Source organism: Alkalicoccus luteus (assembly GCF_052061695.1).
Taxonomy (GTDB): Bacteria; Bacillota; Bacilli; order Bacillales; family Salisediminibacteriaceae; genus Alkalicoccus; species Alkalicoccus luteus.
The window spans coordinates 56445-77579 of the sequence record NZ_JBPZEY010000006.1; the positions used below are offsets into that span (position 1 = coordinate 56445).

Here is a 21135-nt window from a genome sequence, read left to right on the forward strand (position 1 = left end):
GAAAATGTCGAAATGTGCAATAGATGAACAACAACAGAAAAGAACTCCGGCTGTATGCCGGAGCTCAAATTGATTTACATTAAGGAGTATCGACAACTGTTACATTGATTGTCTGGCGACCAAAGTTAATTGCTTCCTGGTGGCTCTGCATATACAGGTCAACTTTGTTGCCTGTAATGGCGCCGCCAGTGTCACCAGCGATAGCTGTTCCATATCCTTCTACTTCTACAGTTGAACCAAGTGGAATCACGTTAGGGTCAACAGCAATTACTTTCTGGTCAGGGTTTGCATTCAGGTCGATACCTGTAGCGGTAACACCTGTGCATCCAGTGCAGTTTGCAGTATAAGCTGTAGCTTCTACTGTAAGTGTTTCACCTTCAGCTTCACCAGAGGAAGAACTTGTAGTAGCTGCTTCTTCAGCTGCTGCTTCTTCAGCTGCTGCTTCTTCAGCTGCTGCTTCTTCAGCTGCTGCTTCTTCAGCTGCTGCTTCTTCAGCTGCTGCTTCTTCGGCTGCTGCTTCTTCGGCTGCTGCTTCTTCGGCTGCTGCTTCTTCAGCTGCTGCTTCTTCGGCTGCTGCTTCTTCGGCTGCTGCTTCTTCAGCTGCTGCTTCTTCAGCTGCTGCTTCTTCAGCTGCTGCTTCTTCAGCTGCTGCTTCTTCAGCTGCTGCTTCTTCAGCTGCTGCTTCTTCAGCTGCTGCTTCTTCGGCTGCTGCTTCTTCAGCTGCTGCTTCTTCAGCTGCTGCTTCTTCTTCAGCCGCTTCAGCTACTGCTGATTCATCTGCGGCATTTTCCTGTGCCTGAGGTGCAGCATTGACAGCATCGTAAAGGGCGCTGATCGTCTCTGGAGTTGCTACTCCAGACTGCTCAAGACCGTATGCAGCTTGAAGCTCTTGTACAGCTTCTTCTGTAATTGGACCAAAGATACCATCGATATCAAAGTTATATTTTCCAAGATCATTCAGATCCTGCTGTAGTTCTTCTACAAGATAACCTGTGTCTCCATGAGACAGTTCGGAAAGGGCCTTAGCTGTCTGAACTCCTGCCAGACCATCTACCATCAGGTCGTATTCCTTTTGGAAGTCAGTTACGGCCGCTGCAGTGTCTGCAGTGTAAACGTCATTGCCTTCCTCAAGAAGTCCGCGTTCTGAAAGCAGTTCATTCAGCTCTTCAACGTGAACGCTCGTTTTACCTTCATATAGAAGCTCTTCACCCAACTCGCTTCCTTCATCTGCGCTTACGGCGTTACCGCCTGCAAAAAGAATAGCACCTGCTGCGACTGCCGAGAGACCAAGACGCTTGATGGACGTTAACGATTCATTCATTTTCTTCATATGTGAAGAAACCTCCTTCGTTGTTCTAGCTTTCATTCAACGAGGCTAATCGTATCAGCCAGGAAACAAGGAGGCAATAGGATTTCATGTTTCTTAATATACTGAAACGGGATTGTTATAGTCTGAAATATGGATGTTATAATTCATAGATTATCCCATAAATCGGTGGAGATGAAAAAGAGAGTGAACAAAAAGGGGGAAAAGCAGGGTGAGAGAAGAAGTAAAAGGCTGCTTCTTGTAGGTATAACCGGAAATGAAGCGTGAAAAACATTCATCGGCTGAATCACCTGAAGCTCACAGTTCAGCGCGTCTTCATTTTCATTCTGTTATTATTATAGAGTGGAACTTGCCATGATGAAACCTCTATAGAGGAAGAAGGGATAAAAGTATGAGACCGATATGGGCCGGACTGCTGTACGTCATTTGTCTGGCGTCCGTTACAGCAGGACCTGCCGCTCGTTTCTACGGGGCCGGTTATGAATTTTATCTGATTAGTCTGCTTGGCGCAATTGGTGTATGGAAGATGGAGAACAGGCGCCGCCAAAGTGTTGAGCGCAATTAAGCAGACTGATATGATAAGAGAGGTTTAACAAGAAGAAAAGGATGTGTCGTCATGATTCAACGAAAGTCCCAGCGGGAAATTGAATTGATGAAGGAAGCAGGCGTTTTAGTTGCGAGCCTTCACCGTAAAATAGCAACGATGATCAAACCAGGTATCTCGACGCTGGAAATTGATGAATTTGTTGAAACAACACTACGTGCTCACGGTGCAAAGCCTGCCCAAAAAGGGTATCAGGGATATGAATTTGCCACATGTGCCTCGATCAATGATGAAATCTGCCACGGATTTCCGAGACGGACAAAGCTGAAACAGGGAGATATCGTGACGGTGGATTTCGTTGTTGATTTAAATGGAGGATTAGCGGATTCTGCCTGGACGTATGAAGTTGGTGAAGTGAGCGAGGAAGCTCAGCAGCTGAACCGCGTGACGAAAGAGGCACTATATAAAGGCATCGAACAAGCAAGGCACGGCAGCAGGATTGGAGATATCGGTGCTGCGATCCAGAGCTACATTGAACCTTATGGATATGGTATCGTCCGCGATTTTGCAGGCCATGGAATTGGCCCTACGATTCATGAAGAACCGAATATCCCCCATTATGGACAAGCAGGCAAAGGAACAAGGCTGAAAGAGGGAATGGTCATTACGATTGAACCGATGATCAATATTGGCAAATGGCAGTCGAAGATGGACAGCAATGGATGGACGGCGCGAACAAGAGATGGCTCTCTATCATCTCAGTACGAGCACACGCTGGTTATCCAGAAAGAAGCTCCGATCATTACAACCGACCAAGATCGGGAGGACTTGCTTGATTTATAGAAATTCCCGTATTCAGACAGGAAAAAAAGAAGCGCTGAAGAATAGTATCTTCTAGCGCTTCTTTTTTATTTTACCGCGGCGCATCATGTTAAATGGAAATGGCGGCTTTATTTGCAGCAAACGAAACAAATGACTTTCTTTCAACCTGCAGGTCTGCAGCAATGCCGAGCACCGTGGCGTTCAATGAACGATCAGCGCTGTGATTCCGTTTACCAGCCCACGTAATAAACTCCGCCTGCAAGTGCAGTAACGGTAAAGAAGGCAGCAATTAATTTCGGGAATTTCCGCTTTGGTTTCTTCGGTTCAAGCGGGGAGATGGGAATGTGTCCTAACATGAAAAGCCTCCGTCTGATTAAATTGTCTTTACAGTATACCAGTGATCAGATCGAACACATAGGGATTACCTGTTTTTTTAACGTGAAGGAGTGAGTGAATTGACATTTCAGGAAGAGATGAAGGAGATAGGCCAGGACATCGAAGCAAACAGCAGCACGATCGCAACAGATATTCAACGAGAATTTAAACGCAACTACGACGGTCACTTCACAAAAATATCCGAAGCAAATGTAGAAGAAGAGATTGCGGTACTCATTCAAATTTTTGCAGATGGACTTCAGCTCCATGATGCTGAGCAGGCGTTAGATCGGATTCACAGCTGGGGGGAGCGTTTTGGCAAGCGGGCAGCAGAAATCGAGCTTTCGGCGGAAAAAGCGATGCTCGTTGTACCCGTCATGCGTAAAGAGCTCTATCGATTTATCCGCAGCCGGTTTCAGGAAGAGCGGCACCAATTTACCGACTACTATACGCTGGCAGACCGATTAAATCCACTGATTGATGGCGCCATCTACTCATTTACGCGTGCATATACAACAACCAACGAGGCGGTATTTGAAAAAGCTCAGAAGGAAATCATGGAGCTGTCTGTACCGGTTGTACCGCTGACTGCAGATACGGCTATTCTTCCGGTAATCGGCACGATCGATACAAAACGAGCGGAAGAACTCATGAATCAGTCTCTCGAGCGAAGCAGGGAGCTTCAGCTTACTACGATGATTATCGATCTCTCAGGAGTGCATATGATAGATACGTACGTGGCACATAATTTATATCAGCTCCACGAGGCGCTGCGCATTACCGGCGTAACGGTTGTATTTTCAGGAATGCGGCCTGATATCGCTCAGACGATTGTAAGCCTGGGCATCCGTTTTGATGACTTGACGATTGTGAGCAGCCTGCAGCAGGCACTTCGGCAAGCCGGCTTAAAGCTGCAGGATTAATCAGGAGGGCGATAGACATGGAGTTCCACGAATATCAGTCACCTGCTGCTATTTTGCGTGACACAAGTGTTTTTTTAGAACGTCAGGAAGTGCTTCATAATTTGCCTCTTGGTCTGCTTCGGCAGCTGCAGTGGGAAGAAGAGCAGGGCAAGAAGCCAAGTGCGTTTTTAGCTGCAGGATTTTCGGGCAGCCGGCCGGAAGTCATACTGCTCCAGACGCCACCACGAAAAATGATCGTCTGCGGAACGTCAAGCGGGCTCAAGGAAGCAGCAGCCTGGCTGCATCATCGCAGCGTGGTATTGCCAGGCATTGTCGGGTGTATGGAGGCTGCAGATACGTTTGCTGGAGCATGGGAGTCAATCACGGGAACGAAGGCTGTTTTGACGAAGCAGCAGATCATTTACAATATTACCGGTCATGCGGCTATGCCCGACATACCCGGCAAGCTGACCTATGCCAGTGAGGACGATGCTGCACTGGTGATGGATTGGACGGAGACATTTGCGCTCGGTTCCTTAAGACAGGAGGATGTAAATACGTTAGAAGAAACAGTAATGAGGGAAATTCGCCGCAACCAGGTTTATTTCTGGCGGGATCCGGACTACACGCCTGTTTCAATGGCGAAAAAAGCCAGGGATTTAACAAATGGAGTCGTTGTAAACTATGTTTATACGCCGGAAGAATACGCAAGGCGGGGATATGCAGCTGCGTGTGTAGCAGCTTTAACCGAGAGACTGATGAGAGAGGGCTATGAATTTTGCAGCGTTAATACGGATGCCGATCACCAGGCTTCGAAGGCCTTGTATGAAAAGCTGGGTTACACAGAAGCAGGGATTTCACGAGAGTATGAATTTAAACAACAGTAAAGCGGGGAACAGGGGAGATAGCCATGAAGCGTCAAAAAGCCCGCATGCGTGAGCAGGTCCAGTATGGCTGGAAGCAATTTGTGTTAAAAGAGGGAGTCACTCGGTTTTTTGTTTTCATTTCGCTTCTTTACATTCCGGTCAGCCTCCTCCTCATTTACCGGGGAGATCTGCAGTCTTTCCTTGCTCCCGAGGCGATGCTGAGGCACCTGTCTTCGATCCTGATTTTTTTTGCGGCAGGGATTTACTGGGGACTGATCTGGTACTGGATTTTAAAACAGGAGCAGAAGCAGACACGCGATGAGAAATCGTTGTCCAAAAAACAAAAGGACCGTTACAAAAAGTAAGTACGGTGTAGTCGAACGAGGAAAACGGATTTCGATCGTTTGCAGAAGGCGAATTCGATTAAAACATGCTTATCATATAAAAACGAACCGGTGGTTATGTTTATAACCACCGGTTCCAGGCTGTTGATAAAGTCATTTCAGGTGAATGACTTTGCATCTGCCTGCATCTGCGGACCCTCGCTTTCCGGAGGGAACGGGCTCAGCTAACCGCTTCTTCCTTTCGTCCGCCGGATCTTCGCCTCGTTCTGATCCTCTCGGAGTCGAGTTTCCTCCGATTTAGCAGCTGGCTGTCCGGTTGAAACCCTGGTGATGATTCACACGACCTTGTTCCATCTAGAGGGAACCTTTCGTTAGGCAGCGCTTTGATATCGAATCGGGATGAACGTCAACGTATCCACCAAAAAAAGCCGCAGCGTCCAGCGATTGGAACGTTTTTCTCCATCAAACAAATTCATTTCCCCTTTGTGTCCGGCGGGGACGCCTGTGGAATTAGCGCAGCCTGAAGATCCTTTCTCAGAGGTTTATCCTGAGAAATAGCTGAAGGCAAGCCCACGGCAAGCTTCCGCCGGTAAACAGAGGGGAAAGTCAATCAATCGAATAAACATGTAAACAAATTGACTTTATCAACACTCTGAAACCTGTGGTTATGTTTATAACCACCGGTTCGTTTAGTTAACAATAGTGTGGACTTATTGGTCATTCTCTCGGCTCTCAAGTGCATCAATGCGCTTTTGCAATGCTTCCAGCTGGAGCCGGAGCGCTTCGTGATCCTCTTTTGTAACGAGATCGAAATCGTGAAGCATTTCTTTTACTTTTTGTTTAGAGCGGGAATTCCACTCTTCTTCGGTCGCTTCTCCCTTATGAAGCAGCTTTTGGTAAAGCTCATCTGCTTCAACGGGTGTCACCTTTCCTTTAGCCAGCAGCTCATCGATGTAGCGGTCCACCTTTTCTTTACTTGTAACCGCAGCACCAAGACCTAATAGAAAACCTGTTTTTAATAAGTTGCTCATGGCAATCCCTCCACTTAATCATTATTTTCACGAAAAGAAGACGTCCACCTGTAATGGCGGAACAAGGTCCAAATACCGCCGGCCGCTCCGGTGCCGGCAGCAGCTCCAGAAACGTACAGAAGCAGAAGCTGTTCCAGCCAGAGTGCTGTGTACACGGCTGGAAGACTGATCAGCAGCAGCAGGCCAAACCCGGAATAAAGCCATAAATACCGCTGATGGTCAAACGATCTGAGCTGCCTCCGTTCGGCAGACCTGCGTGCATAATTTGGTGCTTCCAGATACTCGTTGACGTTACGGGGAATAGATAGCATCGGCTTCAGCGAATCTTTTAACACTTGAGCCTGGATGCTTCCTTTACGCTCATCTGCTTCGTCGAGCCATTCCATGACGACTGGTTTACCGAGCTCTATGAAATCGATATCCGGATCGACAATCGTGATAACGCCAAGCCCGATAGAAGCGGCACGGCCGAGGAAAGCAAATTCAGCTGGAAGCTGGATCGGCTGCTCTCTAACTATTTTCTGCAGGTCTTCGAAGATCTCCTCTACAATTTCCTGATCAAGCTCGGAAATATCTGATGACAAATACATATTAACGTAATTACGCAGGACTGATTCAAGCTTCGACTTATTCGCATGAGGGAGCAGGAAGCCCAGCTGCTGCAGTTCATCAATGACGAGCTGATAATCATCGAGTACAAATCCTTGAATCATTCTGCGAATGCTTGCTGAATCCTGTTTATTAATATAACCGACCATTCCGAAGTCCAGGATGACGATCGTTCCGTCCTTCTGTACGAGTATGTTTCCCTGATGGGGGTCAGCATGAAACCTCCCCTGATCCAAAAGCTGATCGACAAAAAATTGAAAGAGCTTTCCAGCCGTGTCTTTGCGGTCAATTCCGTTTTCTTTTAGAAAAGCAAGGTCCGTTATTTTGTTCCCATCCATCCATTCCATCACGAGCACTCGATGAGTGCTGTATTCTTCATAAACCTGAGGAATGTAGTACGCGTCGCTCCCAGAGAAGCGGCGCTGAAAATTTTGCGCGTTCCGCATTTCTTTGTCGTAATCAAGCTCATCCCCGATGACTTGGACGACTTCTTTGTAAAGTGCGGACGTATCAATTTCCTTTCCAAACTTCGTGAATTTTTTCGTAATCCAGAGCACCAGCTTCAGTGCTTTGAAGTCTGTTTTAATAATGCGGTCAATATTGGCACGCTGCACTTTCACAGCGACCTCTCGTCCGTCCTTTAATTTTCCCTTAAACACCTCTCCAATAGAAGCAGAGGCGATGGAAGAATCGCTGATTTCCTGCAGGTAGTCACTGATCGGCCGTTTCCATTCTTTCTCAATAATTCCTTTTGAGATTTCGGGATCGACAGGCGGGACCTGATCAATTAAGTCAGCCAATTCTTTTAGAAATACATCCGGCATGATGTCTGCTCGAGTACTTAAAAATTGACCAACCTTGATCATCAGCCCTTCCAGATGGAGCGCTTTTATACGGTATTCTTTCGCTTGTTTTTGAACAAGCTTCTCCCATTTTTCCTGAGTTGAGGTATCCCAGGATGGATTTCGTTTATTAAACCAGTAAAGCTGCAGAATAAATTTAATGAACATGAGTACGATGACATAAATACGGTATAATGCGTTGTTTTTCACTGCAGCCCTCCTGACGGATATGTATAATCCTGCTCTTCAAAATGTGCTATCTCTACTATACCCGTCGAAGGATCATTTTATGTAGGGGAAATCGCAATAAACATTTGACTAAATATAAACAAAAGTTTAAAGTGGATAAAGAGGAATATAACGGTACAGGAAGGGGGAGCCTGATGGATAAAAAGCAGCAGATTTTGGAGGCAGTCAAGCAAAATCCTTTTATTAGTCAGAAAGAACTCGCAGAAAAAACCGGTCTATCCCGTTCAGCAGCCGCCGGTTATATTTCAACACTTATCAAAGAAGGCATTCTTGCTGGTAAAGCATACATCGTAAATGAACCAGCTGGTGTTTTTTGCTTGGGAGGAGCGAACCTCGATCGCAAGCTGACGGCTGATGCGTTTCAGATGTATGATTCAAATCCTGTCACGAGCAGCGAAAGTCCGGGCGGTGTAGCACGCAACTTATGTGTGAATCTTAATCAGCTGGGTCAGCGTGCGTCGTTGATGACCGTAACCGGTGCAGATGCAGCAGCTGAAAAAGTGATAGCATCGCTGCCGGACAGCGGACATGTGGTGAAGCAGCTGCGAGGGGAGAGCACAGGCACGTATACGGTAGTATTGGATGGCCGGCATGAGATGCTGTTCGCGCTGGCAGATATGGACATTTATGATGCGTTTACTCCTGAAGTGCTGGAGGAGGAAAAGGGCAGATTAAAACATGCTCCTGTCCTGGTTGCAGATACTAATTTACCAAAACAGACGCTCTGCCGCCTGGCTCAGTGGAAGCGTCCAGAGCAGAAGCTGGTTCTTATACCCGTTTCTGCAGCTAAAATGGATCGCGTCCCTGATACGTTAAGCGGATATGACTTAATCGTATTAAACAGACTGGAGGCAGAGGCGCTGACTAAGGGTGGAGCAGAGAATCTCCTGGAGCTAGGTGTGAAAGAGGCCGTGATTACAGACGGACTTCGCCCCGTTCAGTATGTAACAGAAGAAGGTGTCGAACAGTTTCCGGTGCCTGCTTCGGAGCGGCTCGTTGATGTAACGGGCGCAGGAGATGCCTTTGCCTCTGTGCTGATTCAGGCACTTGCCAGGAAACAGCCGATAAGAGAGGTGCTTCCGCATGCCCTGCATATTGCAAAACAGGTGGTCGAATCCGAGGAAAGCAGCATCCGATCACGCTGATGCAGGCGCAAACAATAGAAGACACCGCTAAAATTGAATGAAAGCAGGGATATAACATGAATGAATGGATAAAGCTGTCACATGATGTACAGGAAGCATTAGACGCAGGCAAGCCCGTTGTAGCCTTGGAATCGACGATTATTACACATGGAATGCCATATCCAGAAAACATTGATACGGCCATGAGCGTAGAGCGAATTATCAGGGAAGAAGGGGCCGTTCCTGCCACGATTGCGATCATGCACGGGGAAATACGAGTCGGCTTATCAGAAGAAGAGCTGCGTGAACTTGCAGACGCAGAGGATGTTGAAAAGGTCAGCAGGCGGGATCTGCCTGTCGTGCTCGCAAAGCGTGCCTATGGTTCCACTACGGTTGCAGCTACGATGATCTGTGCAGAAATGGCCGGAATCGACGTTTTCGTCACTGGAGGCATTGGTGGCGTTCACCGCATGGGGGAAGCTACGATGGATATTTCTGCGGACTTGGAAGAGCTGGCTCAGACGAACGTGGCGGTAGTTTGTGCTGGAGCAAAATCAATACTTGATATTGGTTTAACAATGGAGTATCTGGAAACGAAAGGCGTACCGGTTATTGGATATCAGACCTCCCGTTTCCCGGCCTTTTATTATGAGGACAGCGGCTATGACGTTTCAGCAGCAGTTTCAACTCCAGAAGAGGCAGCTCGTATTCTAAAGCAGAAAAAAGTAATGGGCCTCGCTGGAGGAACGGTCATCGGAAATCCAGTGCCATCTGAATCTGCTCTTCATAAAGAATGGGTGGAAGAGCGAATTACTGAAGCACTCGCAGAAGCAGCACAGGATGGGATTAAAGGGAAAGAAACAACGCCTTACCTGCTGGATAAGCTGAAGGAGGTCAGCGACGGGAAAACGTTAACAACAAATATTGCGCTCGTCGAAAACAATGCGAAAAATGGCGCGAAAATCGCTGTCGCACTCGCTGCTTTGTCCAATTAAAGACATAGTTGGTTAAGCATTACAGAGAAAAACGAAAACCAGCGGAAGTTATTCAACGTCGATTCTCAGAGAACAAGAGGACCCCTCCAGATGGAGAGGTCCTCTCTTGTTCTCAAATCAATTAATCATTAGCCTTTGCAGGATCAAAAGCAGGTTTACTTAAACTGGCTTTTTGCAATTGTTCGTCCGTAAAGCAATGTGAGCGCAAATGGAACGATGATTGCAATGACCATACCGATGCTGAACTCGAGCCATGAACCTGCCTGGATCGAGAAGATACCAGGCACACCGCCGACCCCGACTGATTCCGCGAGTACTCGGTTAATCGAAATGTACGTTGCCGCAATAGAAGCACCGGCAATCGCACAGATGAATGGGAACTTAAAGCGGATGTTCACCCCGAACATCGCAGGCTCTGTTACACCAAGCCATGCGGAAAGACCTGACGTACCGGCAAGACCTTTTACATTCTCATTGCGCGTGACGAAGAACATAGCGAATGCCGCGGCACCTTGAGCGATGTTGGACAGTGCCAGGATCGGCCATAGGAATGTTCCATCGCCTGTGCCGACAAGCTGCAGATCCACTGCAAGGAAAGCGTGGTGCATCCCTGTTACAACCATCGGGGCATAAAGAAGTCCGTACACGAAACCGCCGACAGCAGGTGCGAAATCAAACAACCATACAAAGCCATCCGTGATCGCATTACCTGCTGCAAACGTAATGGGACCGATAGCAATAAAGGTAACTAGTCCTGTTACGAGCAGTGCAACCGGAGCGACGACAAGCAGTTGAATGGCATCAGGTGTTTTACTGCGCAGCCACAGCTCCAGTTTAGCAAGGATAAAGGACGCAGCGAGTACAGGAAGCACTTGGCCCTGATAGCCTGTAGCCTCCACGTTCAATCCGAATACATTCCAGACGGGAACCTCTCCGGCCGTCTGGGCGTCCGCATATTCCCAGGCACTTAACAAGTTTGGATGGACAAGTATTAAACCGAGAACAATACCAAGCAGATCACTGCCTCCAAATCGTCTAACTGCAGACCAGCCGATTAAAGCAGGTAAGAACTGGAAGGCGGCGTGAGCAATGATAAAGATCATTTCAGCAAGATCAGCCCACTGCGGGTATACATCTACGACGGACTGACCATCAAAAAAGATATCTTCACCGGTAAGAATATTATTCAAACCGAGCAGAAGTCCGGCCGTAACAATGGCGGGAAGTATCGGAATGAAAATATCAGCGAGTGTTTTAATTGCACGCTGGAAGGGGTTCATCTTCTGCGCAGAAGCATCCTTTACCTCCGATTTTGATGATTCGCCTATGTCCGTCATCGACATCATATCGCGGTAAACCTGATCAACCGTTCCCTGGCCGATAATAACCTGGAATTGACCATTCGTGGAAAAGGAGCCTTTTACAATATCGATGGCTTCCAATTTTTCCTCATCCACTAAGTCTTCATCTCTTAAAGCAAAGCGCAGTCTGGTGACACAGTGCGTAACTTTTTCGACGTTTTCTTCTCCGCCGATTGCTTCGAGTATGTCACGAACCTGCTGCTCATATTTTGCCATAGTATGACCCTCCTAAACCGTTTTCATAAAGCAGCAACTTGTATATACAACGTAACTGATTTCATTATAATTTGTATATACAAGCTTTGCAACCGTTTTACTTCTTTCAGCGAAAAAGAGAATGTTGCAGCAGTTTATAGACGAATGCTGGCAGAATTACATAGGTTTTCCACGAAAAGTAACGTTCATCGTGATCAGCCTTCTGACTGCAAGAAGAGCAAATAGCAAAAATGTGGTAAACCCAATCCAGTAAGCAATAATTCGTAAGGCATCAGCACTCCAAGGTGCAAGCGAAGCGACGAGACTACCGCCAAACAGAGAGGCGATCACGGTAAGAAACGTAAAAAAGACTGGATTAATTTGCTTGAAGATAAAAAACTCGCCGTTGTGTTCGACTTTGTTTCGAGTGTACAGCACTGCGCCTGCATACAGGAACAAAACAGTAAACAGCACGGCCAGGCTGATGCCGATCAACTCCCCCATTTGTCCAATCGTATAGTAAATCGGAGTTAAATAAACGATTGGTCTCGGCTGAGAGCCAAGTGAGAATAAATAAAAGTTATGGACGCGCATGAATTCCTGAGTCAATGTCAGTAGAATCATCGGCAGAAAACCGGTAATAAGTGTAAGAACTGTCTGCGAAATCATTTCCCCTGTTACCGTGCCGATAAACAACGCAAAGGTAAAAAAGAAAATATATCCAAGCAGAGGAGCCCAAAATATTTCCAGGCTCGTCACCAGATGCAGTCCGTAGTCAAATTCTGAGGCAGAAATAATAAAGTAGGCGGGCAGAAAGTTAAGGATAAAAAACACGGTTATGATAGCTGTTCCAAGCAGCCACTTTGCTAAATAGAGCTGCCTGCGGCTGAATGGCAACGAAAAAGTGAAGTCGTTGCGGCGCGTATTTCGTTCAAGACCGACAAGCAGAACGGCAAAGAAGATAATGGCAAGCGCAATAAATATAGTAAACGTCCCCTGCGAAAATATTTGCTGAACGTCCCACGACTGTACTTCGTAAACGTACTCTTCAGCTTCACCAGCCTGCTCCGCCCGTTCGTTCCACGTTTCGATAGATAAAATCGCCTGAATTGGCATCTGTAAAATAAATAAGACGAACAGCGACCAGATCAGCAGTTTGGACTGCTTGTAGTTTTGAAACCACAGTGCTTTATTCAGCAAGGCGGTCACCTCCAAGCTTAGCGACAAAATAATCCTCCAGCGACAATGGCAGCGTTTCAAATAAAACAGGGTTGCTCTTCTCCAGCTCCTTTGCAATGCTGCTGTCCGCTTTAAATAAAATAGTTAATACCCGGCCTGTTTCGTCGAGAATATATAAGTTATTCCGAATATGATCAGGAAGAGGAGACGATGGAACAAGCTGTGCCTTTCGATACTGACTGCTGAGATCGCCGAGCTTATAATGGCTGTCAACTTCACCTTCACGAATCATAATAATTTCATCTGCCATAAACTCCAGCTCATCCAGACGATGAGACGAAATAAGGACAGACAAGTCTTTCTCGGCCACTTCTTCCACTAATAACTGCAGCACCTGGCGTTTAACAATGACATCCAGTCCGTCAGTAGGTTCATCCAGCAATATATAAGAGGCCCCTGTAGCAAATGCGGCTATTAATTGAAACAAGGCTTTCATCCCTTTGGAATAGTTGCCGATCTTATTAATTTGCTCAAGTTGAAAGCGATCCATCAGCTCTTTCATATAATCTTCATCAAAGTGAGGGTATATGGTTTTATAGAGAAAAATCATTTCTTTAGTGGAATAGTTTTTCATCGCCTCGGTCGAATCCGGCACAAATATAATGTTCTCTTTTAGATGAGGATGGGTAAAAATACTTTGTTCGTTCATGAGCACATTGCCCGAAGTAGGATTCAAAATACCGGCCATGGTGCGAAGCAGGGTTGTTTTCCCGGCTCCGTTACGGCCGACAATGCCGATGATTGATCCACTCTCTATGGTGAAATCAATATCCTTTAAAATAGTACGATGATGAATAATTTTGGATACATGCTGAACGTTCATGACTCGACCTCCTCACTGGCTGTCTCCACCCAGTGGAGCAGTTCTGATTTCGCGATTCCGCAGCTGCGGCTTCGATGCACAAGCTCTTTCAGCTGCTTCTTAATTTCCATGCGCTCCGGTGCCTGCTGCAGCAGCGCTCTGTTCTCAGTTAAAAATGTACCTCTGCCGCGTTCGGTATAAATGATTCCCTGGCGTTCGAGCTCTTGATAAGCTTTACTGACCGTATTCGGGTTTACAAGAATGATTGACGACAGCTCTCTAATCGAGGGCAGTTTTTCCCCGGGTGCTAAAATACCTTGTATATATAAATCCTTGATTTGAAAAATAAGCTGCTCATAAAGGGGAGTGGGGCTTTTCGTATCAATACGATAAAACATAGGTGGCCTCCCTGAAGTGTATGATATGTATTAATACAGTTATAACATATTTTGCTTACGATAAGGTAAAACAAGACGATTATTAACAGCTCCAATAAAGAATGGCCTGTTCCAGAAACGGAACAGGCCATACAGAGTATGGATAAAGTCATTTTAAGTGAATAACGTTGCACCTGCCTACATCTACGGACACTCGCTTTCCGGAGGGAACGGCTTCAGCTAACCGCTCCCTCCTGCTGTCGGAAGCGCTGGATCTTCGCCTCGTTCGGATCCTCCTGGAGTCGAGATCCTCCAATTTGGCAGCTGCCAGTCCGGTTGAAACGCCTGGTGATGATTCGCACGTGCTTGTTCCATATGGGTGGAACCTTTATATAGGCAACACTTCGATGTCGAATAAGGATGACCAGTGCTTTCACGTATGTACCATGGAACAGTCGTATCTACCGATCGGAACGTTTTTCTCCAACAAACAAATCCATTTTCCCTTCGTGTCCGGCGGGGACGTGGAATCCGCGAAGCCTGAAGATTCCGAGCCGCTCAGATCTGCGAACGGCATCCACGCACGAGCGGAGCCGGACTGGGTCTTGAGGCTTCTCGTGAGAAGCCTGTGTCCGAGTGAAGCCGTGCCTTTCTTCCCTTCATACGGGATCACCCTGAGAAATAGCTGAAGGCCAGCCCAAGGCAGGCTCGCTTAACAGAGGGGAAAGTCAACCAAACGAATAAATAATGAAGTTGAAAGACTTTTTCAACAGCCTGAATGGCCTGTTCCAGAAACGGAACAGGCCATAGGCTGAACAAAACAATAGGACCGTTTTGATTTACGAGCCGGATGCCTTTTTATCGTGAAGCTCCGGCGCAGAAGCCTCTGCTTCCTGCTCGGAATCGTAGTTTACTGCTTCAGCGTTCCGAACGAAAGCCGGCGGCCTCCCTTTAGCAGCCCACAAAAAGACGAGCACGACACACGCGACTAAAACAAGCTGCGGGGCCCAAAATATCAGAAAATCAGTCATGGATCATTCTCCTCTCGTTATTTTCTACCCTCAACATAATCGGCGTCAAACAAAAATAGTCTCATGAGCAGATACAGGGATGGGACGAGCAGAAGCAGACCTGCAATGAAGGCGATGATAAGTGCTGTAGCCATCGCTTCATTCGTAAAACCGTCGTAAATAGTTAAATACGGGTATAGCAAATAGGGCAGGTGAGAAGCCCCATAGGCAAAAAATGCGGCGAAATACTGGATCATGACCATGATAAAGGCAATGCCGTAGTTTCGCTTTTTCAAAATCAGCACGAATGCGGTTGTAAATGCAGCAGCTGAAATTGCAAACATCCACCAGAGGTCGAGCATTCCGGCAAAATGCTCCGGATTTCGGCCTCCGAGCAGGAAGAAAACAATGATTCCCATTCCGATAGAAGGAAACGCCCATGTGAGGGCATACGTTCGGAGCAGTTTCAGCGCTGTTTCATCCTTTGCCCGTGCTGCATAATAGCTTAGAAACGAAGCGGAGATGAACAGAACACTGACAATCGCAAGAATAACGACGCCCCATGAATAGAGGCTGCCGAATAACTCTCCATATAAAAGTTCGACGTTCCCGTTTTCTACGGTAATGTAGCCACCTTCAGAAATTGTCAGTACTGTCGTAAGCGACGCCGGAATCAACAGGCCTGTTGCTCCATACAGAAAGTTATAAAAATTACTTTCCTTAGCTCCGTAAGTGGCAAACGCATAATAGGAGCCCCGTATCGCTAAAAGAATTATCGCGATACTGCCCGGGACGAGCAGTGCCGTCCCGTAGTAATAGGCAGTCTCCGGAAAAAAGCCGACAATTCCAATAAAGAAAAATACGAGAAATACGTTCGTTACTTCCCATACCGGTGAAAGATAGCGTTGAATGATTGGGTGAATCATGTGATCTTTTTTCGTTCGCTTCGAATAGTAGCTGAAAAAGCCGGCGCCGAAATCAACGGATGCAACAATGAGGTAGCCGTATAAAAACAGCCAGAGAACTGTAATTCCAATTACTTCGTATGACACCGGACCACTCCTTTCTCTGTCATTACTTTACTTCATAGTTTTGAATATCGCGCTTATACATCTCCCGCTCAACCGGGTTGCGCTTAAACATCTTACGGAGCACCCCGATGCATGTAACAGCGAGTACTGTATATAAGAGAGCAAACAGGATGAGCATTAATCCGACTTGTCCGGAAGTAGTAGCACCTTCCGAGGTTCGCATGATGCCATTTAAAATCCACGGCTGTCGACCAACTTCAGCGAAGATCCAGCCTGATTCCATGGCAACAATCGCAAGCGGTCCGCCAGCAGCGACCATGATCAACAGCGGCTTATTAAAGGCATTCCACGTCTTCTTCCAGTTCATCACGACGAACAGTGTACTAACGGCAGCGAGGTACATGCCGATAAACACCATTAAGTCAAAGAAGTAGTGGACAAAAAGCGGCGGCAGGTCTTCTTCCGGAAATTCATTTAAGCCAATTACTTCTGTATCCGGCGTCCCTCCTGCTAGGATACTGAGTGCGTAAGGGATTTCCAGAGCATAGCTTATTTCATTATCTTCGTTTATGATGCCGCCAAGTATAAGCGGGGCTTCGGTTTCAGTTTCGAAGTGCCACTCAGCAGCAGCCAGCTTTTCAGGCTGATATTCGTGCAAATATTTACCGGAAAGATCTCCGATCACAGCTGTTCCAACCGCAAATACGGCACCGGCAACCATTGTCATGTGAAGGGCCTTGCGGTGGTACACGGATTTATTGCCGCGCAATATTTTCACCGCAGCAATTGCACCGAGCACGAAAGCAGCTGTTAAATAACACGTAATGATCACGTGAGATATCTTCGTCGGCGTAGCCGGGTTAAACATGGCTTCTAATGGATTTACATTTGTAACGACGCCGTCGATAATATCAAAACCTTGCGGCGCATTCATAAAGGCGTTGACCGTTGTGATGAAGAAAGCACTTGCTGTCGCTCCGATTACAATCGGAATAACGAGCAGGAAATGGCGCATCTTCGATTTAAACCTGTCCCACGTGTACAAATAAATGCCGAGGAATATCGCTTCAAAGAAAAAGGCGAAAACTTCCATAAACATCGGCAAGCCGATTGTGTGGCCGGCAGCCTGCATAAAATTCGGCCAAAGCAGACTTAGCTGCAGTCCCATCGCAGTACCGGTAACGACACCGATAGCGACTGTGATCACAAACCCTCGTGCCCATCGTCTCGCTAAAAGCGTATAGTGCGGGTCATTTCGTTTAATCCCCATCCACTCTGCAATGGCGATCATGATCGGAATCCCGACACCGATCGTGGCGAATATAGCATGAAACCCGAGTGTCAAATAGGTAAGTATTCTGCTTAAGAGGACCGGATCGTTCTCAAAAAACATATATTCTCCCCCTCAGTCATTAAACTCAAATAGTAGAGCTCAGTCGCTCGTAAATATATAATAATAGATAATATCACGGTCGTTTATAGGGGATAACCCCTAAGTTATGTGAATTTGTGAGCAATTATTGAACAGCTTACGACGGTTTTGTGAATGGAGGTTTTTAACATGCGTGTATTGATCGGCATGAACCACGAATTAATGAGGCACGGACTCGTGCAGCTGCTGTATGATTTGGGAGACATTGACTATATGGTAACAGCTGCCACGCGCGAAGAGTTGTATAAAAGCATGAGACTGTACTCTTTCACACACATTTTCGTTCATACAGCCTTGCCAGGTTCGCTTTCACCGGCTTCCTTTCACCAGGAAGCTGGAGCAGGCGTTTATTTGATCGGGACTGAAGAGGATAAAAGCCGTGACCTTCCGCTTTATGATACCCTTTCGCTGGACGAATGGATGCGAAGATTGAGCCGTATTATGAGAGGGGACCTGAAGCCGGGAGCAGTAGTCCTGCAAAGCAGCTCAGCTGAAGAACTGACGCTTAGAGAAGAAGAAGCTGTTCGTATGCGAATTCACGGCTACACCGTTCGGGAAACAGCAGCAGTACTCGGTATATCGGAAAAAACCGTAGAAAATCACCGGCGCAGCGCTGCAAAAAAGCTGCATATAGCGAGCAGCCGGGACTGGATGGCGTTTGGTCGAAGCAAAGGGTTTATCTGACAAATAGCCCAGCCTGCTCCTGTTAGACAGCGTTAAACACTGTTAAAATGGGGGCAGATGGGAACGAACTTGCTGCGGCTCTCAATAACAGGAACAGGGCTTGCGGTCTCTAAACGCTCAAGTGAGCCTGGGTCCGGTTTTGCCGTTTATGACTCCGATTCCTCTGCCAGACCGACACGACAGTGAGAAAACTGAGGGTTCAAAAAATGTTCAAAAACAAAAGCTGCAGTAGAAGCAGGAGTGATACGCTTGCCTGCATTCGGCATAAAGTCAATTTTCCATGAAACAGGACGTGCTTCAGTGCCGTCAGGAAGATAAGTTGGACAAAAAATAGTCCAGTTCAGCTCACTGTCAGTTAAATGATGGAACACAAAGGCGTGTTCGATCGAACTGCGAGTCATCGGTTTTTTAGATTCATCCGTTTCGTAACGAAATTTATCCGGTGTGTGCATCGCATTTAAAATACCAGCAGTACCAATCGACACAAATCGTGAAATCTCCAGCTCCTGCATTCTGGCTGTTATAGCAGGTACAGCCTGGCTTAATACATCGGCCTTATCCGTGGAGAGAGCGGAAAAAACAGCTTCTGTACGGCTGTCTATGGCTTTGGATACATCATCCTTAGACAGAGCGTTTCCTGTAATCATTGTAACGGACGGATGATTTTTCCACGCTTCAGGAACCTTCTCCGGTGAGCGGATCAGCAAAGTCACCGTCCAGCCCGCCTGAAGTGCTCTTGAAGTAAATTCGCTTCCGGTTCTGCCGGTCGCGCCAAAAATAGAGATGTGCATCATCATTCCTCCAGCTCTTTAACGTGTTTACCTCTCTATTACCCTGATATACTTTACATATGCATCGGTTGCAAAGACAATAGCAGTTTATTCCACACTTTCATTTAAGAGAGGATTAATTATATGTTTGAAACGGTTGACGGCATCATCCAGATTATACGGGATCCATTTATGAATGCAGCTGAAAGCGTCCAGTCATTTCCGATGCTGTATGCGTTTGCTTTAGGAATCGTCGGAGCACTTGCTCCTTGTCAGCTGTCAGGCAACATTACAGCGATGACGCTTTATGGTTCCAATTCCATCCGTAAAGGTATTTCCTGGCTGGACACCGTTCAGTTTTTAGCAGGCAAAGCAGCAGCTTTTTCACTGCTGGGACTTATCGTGTTTTTGCTCGGACAGGAATTCCAGCGGCAGCTCCCGCTTTTCTTTGAACCCTTCCGCTGGATGATCGGGCCGCTTTTGATCGCGATCGGGTTATTTCTAGCCGGATTTCTTCCTCTGAATTTTCGCATACCATATCGATTTGAGAAAAAATCGAGACGGGGAGGAGGGGCATTTTTGCTCGGGTTTACTTTCTCACTCGCATTTTGCCCGACGATGTTCATTCTGTTCTTCGTCCTCATGATGCCGGCTGCAGTGGCATCACCTGCTGGAGCGATCATGCCGGCATTGTTCGCAGCTGGTACAACATTGCCTTTTCTGCTTCTTGTATTTGTTATTTGGTATTTGGACTTGGGAGGCAGAGCAGTTAAATTAGGCAAGCAGGCCGGTAAGTGGGTGCAAACCGCAGCGGGCGTTCTAATCATTTTTATCGGCGTATTCGATATTATGACGTTCTGGCCGCTTTGACAGCGGCCATTTCCCTGATCGTAATCAATTTTTCGAGCAGCTTTACATTTTACATGCGCTCTATTATACTTTTATTTACAGCGGTACAATCTGAACGAATGCTCAGTCAGTGCCGTTTCTTATTTGCGGTAAAATGTAAGCCCTTACATAATGGAGAGGAGAGAAGAGAATGGATTTTCAACTGACGAAAGAACAGCGCATGATTCAAGATATGGTACAGGATTTTGCAGAAAAAGAAATTGCCCCGATTGCAGACAGCATCGATAAAGAGGAACGGTTTCCTGAAGAGATTTTTAAGCAAATGGGGGAGCTTGGTCTGCTTGGAATTCCATTTCCGGAAGAATACGGCGGCTCTGGCGGAGATACTATTTCCTATATCCTCGCAGTTGAAGAAATCGGAAAAGTTTGCGGAAGCACCGGGTTAAGCTATGCTGCAGCCGTATCTCTCGGAGCGTCACCGCTTTATCATTTTGGCACACAAGCCCAGAAGCAAGAGCATCTGACGCCGCTTGCATCAGGTAAAACGCTCGGTTCTTTTGGTTTGACTGAGCCAAATGCCGGTTCAGATGCAGGCGGAACTCGGACGAAGGCCGTGAAGAAAGGCGACCGCTATATCATCAATGGGGAAAAGTGCTGGATTACAAACGCGAGCTATGCAAGGACGATTATCGTAACAGCGGTAACCGGGGAGCGTGAAAACGGACGAAAGCAAATTTCTGCATTTATTGTACCTGCTGATGCCAAAGGACTTACGATCAGAGCAGAGTACGAAAAAATGGGCGTAAGAGGATCGAATACGACAGAGCTCATTCTTGAAGATGTAGAAGTCCCGGAGGAAAACATTCTTGGGGACGCGGAAAAAGGGTTTAATCAGTTTTTATACACGCTTGACGGCGGCCGGATCTCTATTGCCGCACTGGCACTTGGCATCGGCCGTGCAGCCTATGAGGCTGCACTAGCTTACAGCAATGAGCGTAAGCAGTTTGGGCGGCACATTGGCAGCTTTCAGGCTATCCAATTTAAGCTTTCCAACATGGCAATGGAGCTGGAGCTTGCTAAAAACATGATTTTGAAGGCTGCCTGGTTAAAGGACCATAAAAAGCCATTTAAAAAAGAAGCGGCAATGGCGAAGCTGTTTGCATCTGAAGCTGCAACGAGAGCTTGTAATGAAGCGCTGCAGATACACGGCGGATACGGCTATATGCGCGAATATAAAATCGAGCGGTTTTTACGGGATGCGAAGCTGATGGAGATCGGGGAAGGCACATCTGAAATTCAGCGTCTGGTCATTGCACGTGAAATCGGCTGTCCACAAGCCTGATGAAGGGGGAACT

23 protein-coding genes are annotated in these 21135 nt (G+C 46.9%); 10 read left to right on the forward strand and 13 right to left on the reverse strand.

Annotation, left to right across the window (positions count from 1 at the left end; translation table 11 throughout):
- Positions 1–79: 79 nt before the first annotated feature.
- Positions 80–1330 (reverse strand): peptidoglycan-binding protein, encoded by a 1251-nt coding sequence (locus tag ACSZLD_RS09470; protein WP_444685040.1) that lies wholly within the window; start codon positions 1328–1330, stop codon positions 80–82.
- A 388-nt stretch (positions 1331–1718) separates the two neighbouring features.
- On the opposite strand from ACSZLD_RS09470, the gene ACSZLD_RS09475 reads away from it, so the two are divergent.
- Positions 1719–1892 carry a hypothetical protein gene (locus tag ACSZLD_RS09475; protein ID WP_444685041.1) on the forward strand — a complete coding sequence of 58 codons (174 nt, stop codon included), beginning with the start codon at positions 1719–1721 and terminating at the stop codon, positions 1890–1892.
- A gap of 51 nt (positions 1893–1943) precedes the next feature.
- Positions 1944–2714, forward strand: coding sequence for a type I methionyl aminopeptidase (gene map, locus ACSZLD_RS09480; protein WP_377910893.1), 771 nt, complete (start codon positions 1944–1946; stop codon positions 2712–2714).
- A 209-nt stretch (positions 2715–2923) separates the two neighbouring features.
- Here the strand turns inward: map and ACSZLD_RS09485 are convergent, their stop codons facing one another.
- On the reverse strand, positions 2924–3049 hold the full coding sequence (locus tag ACSZLD_RS09485) for a hypothetical protein (RefSeq protein WP_377910892.1): 126 nt from the start codon (positions 3047–3049) through the stop codon (positions 2924–2926).
- A gap of 99 nt (positions 3050–3148) precedes the next feature.
- Between ACSZLD_RS09485 and ACSZLD_RS09490 the strand changes: the two genes are divergently transcribed.
- From ACSZLD_RS09490 to ACSZLD_RS09500, 3 genes are read left to right on the forward strand one after another with little or no spacing between them, the layout of a single operon-like run.
- Positions 3149–3991, forward strand: coding sequence for an STAS domain-containing protein (locus ACSZLD_RS09490; RefSeq protein WP_377910891.1), 843 nt, complete (start codon positions 3149–3151; stop codon positions 3989–3991).
- 17 nt (positions 3992–4008) lie between these two features.
- Complete coding sequence (locus ACSZLD_RS09495) at positions 4009–4857, forward strand: GNAT family N-acetyltransferase (RefSeq protein WP_377910890.1); 849 nt, start codon at positions 4009–4011, stop codon at positions 4855–4857.
- Positions 4858–4880: 23 nt separating this feature from the next.
- Positions 4881–5201 (forward strand): hypothetical protein, encoded by a 321-nt coding sequence (locus tag ACSZLD_RS09500; protein WP_377910889.1) that lies wholly within the window; start codon positions 4881–4883, stop codon positions 5199–5201.
- A 689-nt stretch (positions 5202–5890) separates the two neighbouring features.
- On the opposite strand, the gene ACSZLD_RS09505 is transcribed toward ACSZLD_RS09500, so the two are convergent.
- Together ACSZLD_RS09505 and ACSZLD_RS09510 are read right to left on the reverse strand one after the other, a co-directional pair.
- A complete protein-coding gene (locus ACSZLD_RS09505; RefSeq protein WP_377910888.1) occupies positions 5891–6211 on the reverse strand; it encodes a phasin family protein in 321 nt (106 codons plus the stop codon).
- Positions 6212–6225: 14 nt separating this feature from the next.
- Positions 6226–7872, reverse strand: a complete 1647-nt coding sequence (locus tag ACSZLD_RS09510) for an ABC1 kinase family protein (RefSeq protein ID WP_444685042.1) — start codon at positions 7870–7872, stop codon at positions 6226–6228.
- Between the two features lie 173 nt (positions 7873–8045).
- On the opposite strand from ACSZLD_RS09510, the gene ACSZLD_RS09515 reads away from it, so the two are divergent.
- Positions 8046–9056, forward strand: coding sequence for a carbohydrate kinase (locus ACSZLD_RS09515; protein WP_377910886.1), 1011 nt, complete (start codon positions 8046–8048; stop codon positions 9054–9056).
- 56 nt (positions 9057–9112) lie between these two features.
- Positions 9113–10030: a pseudouridine-5'-phosphate glycosidase gene (locus ACSZLD_RS09520; RefSeq protein WP_444685043.1), complete on the forward strand. Its 918-nt coding sequence runs from the start codon at positions 9113–9115 to the stop codon at positions 10028–10030.
- Between the two features lie 155 nt (positions 10031–10185).
- On the opposite strand, the gene treP is transcribed toward ACSZLD_RS09520, so the two are convergent.
- The 8 genes from treP to ACSZLD_RS09560 form a co-directional block, all read right to left on the reverse strand.
- Positions 10186–11607, reverse strand: a complete 1422-nt coding sequence (gene treP / locus ACSZLD_RS09525; protein WP_444685044.1) for a PTS system trehalose-specific EIIBC component — start codon at positions 11605–11607, stop codon at positions 10186–10188.
- Between the two features lie 156 nt (positions 11608–11763).
- Positions 11764–12786 carry an ABC transporter permease gene (locus tag ACSZLD_RS09530; RefSeq protein ID WP_444685045.1) on the reverse strand — a complete coding sequence of 341 codons (1023 nt, stop codon included), beginning with the start codon at positions 12784–12786 and terminating at the stop codon, positions 11764–11766.
- The gene (locus tag ACSZLD_RS09535) at positions 12776–13648 is read right to left on the reverse strand and encodes an ABC transporter ATP-binding protein (RefSeq protein ID WP_377910882.1); all 873 of its coding nucleotides are present in this window, start codon (positions 13646–13648) and stop codon (positions 12776–12778) included. The genes ACSZLD_RS09530 and ACSZLD_RS09535 overlap by 11 nt, the downstream gene beginning before the upstream one ends.
- Positions 13645–14025 (reverse strand): GntR family transcriptional regulator, encoded by a 381-nt coding sequence (locus tag ACSZLD_RS09540; protein ID WP_377910881.1) that lies wholly within the window; start codon positions 14023–14025, stop codon positions 13645–13647. Before ACSZLD_RS09540 ends, ACSZLD_RS09535 begins: the two co-directional genes overlap by 4 nt.
- Positions 14026–14244: 219 nt before the next feature.
- On the reverse strand, positions 14245–14379 hold the full coding sequence (locus tag ACSZLD_RS09545; RefSeq protein WP_444685046.1) for a hypothetical protein: 135 nt from the start codon (positions 14377–14379) through the stop codon (positions 14245–14247).
- Between the two features lie 464 nt (positions 14380–14843).
- Positions 14844–15035, reverse strand: coding sequence for a cytochrome bd oxidase small subunit CydS family protein (gene cydS / locus ACSZLD_RS09550; RefSeq protein ID WP_377910879.1), 192 nt, complete (start codon positions 15033–15035; stop codon positions 14844–14846).
- 17 nt (positions 15036–15052) lie between these two features.
- Positions 15053–16066 (reverse strand): cytochrome d ubiquinol oxidase subunit II, encoded by a 1014-nt coding sequence (locus ACSZLD_RS09555; RefSeq protein ID WP_377910878.1) that lies wholly within the window; start codon positions 16064–16066, stop codon positions 15053–15055.
- A gap of 22 nt (positions 16067–16088) precedes the next feature.
- Positions 16089–17438 carry a cytochrome ubiquinol oxidase subunit I gene (locus tag ACSZLD_RS09560; RefSeq protein WP_377910877.1) on the reverse strand — a complete coding sequence of 450 codons (1350 nt, stop codon included), beginning with the start codon at positions 17436–17438 and terminating at the stop codon, positions 16089–16091.
- A 168-nt stretch (positions 17439–17606) separates the two neighbouring features.
- On the opposite strand from ACSZLD_RS09560, the gene ACSZLD_RS09565 reads away from it, so the two are divergent.
- Entirely contained in the window at positions 17607–18161 is a 555-nt protein-coding gene (locus ACSZLD_RS09565; protein ID WP_444685047.1) for a response regulator transcription factor, read from the forward strand.
- A 146-nt stretch (positions 18162–18307) separates the two neighbouring features.
- Here the strand turns inward: ACSZLD_RS09565 and ACSZLD_RS09570 are convergent, their stop codons facing one another.
- Positions 18308–18958 (reverse strand): NAD(P)-dependent oxidoreductase, encoded by a 651-nt coding sequence (locus ACSZLD_RS09570; RefSeq protein ID WP_444685048.1) that lies wholly within the window; start codon positions 18956–18958, stop codon positions 18308–18310.
- 117 nt (positions 18959–19075) lie between these two features.
- Here ACSZLD_RS09570 and ACSZLD_RS09575 point away from each other — a divergent pair, with 117 nt between their 5' ends.
- Positions 19076–19801 carry an urease accessory protein UreH domain-containing protein gene (locus tag ACSZLD_RS09575; RefSeq protein ID WP_444685049.1) on the forward strand — a complete coding sequence of 242 codons (726 nt, stop codon included), beginning with the start codon at positions 19076–19078 and terminating at the stop codon, positions 19799–19801.
- 169 nt (positions 19802–19970) lie between these two features.
- Positions 19971–21122 (forward strand): acyl-CoA dehydrogenase family protein, encoded by a 1152-nt coding sequence (locus ACSZLD_RS09580; RefSeq protein ID WP_377910873.1) that lies wholly within the window; start codon positions 19971–19973, stop codon positions 21120–21122.
- Positions 21123–21135: the final 13 nt, after the last annotated feature.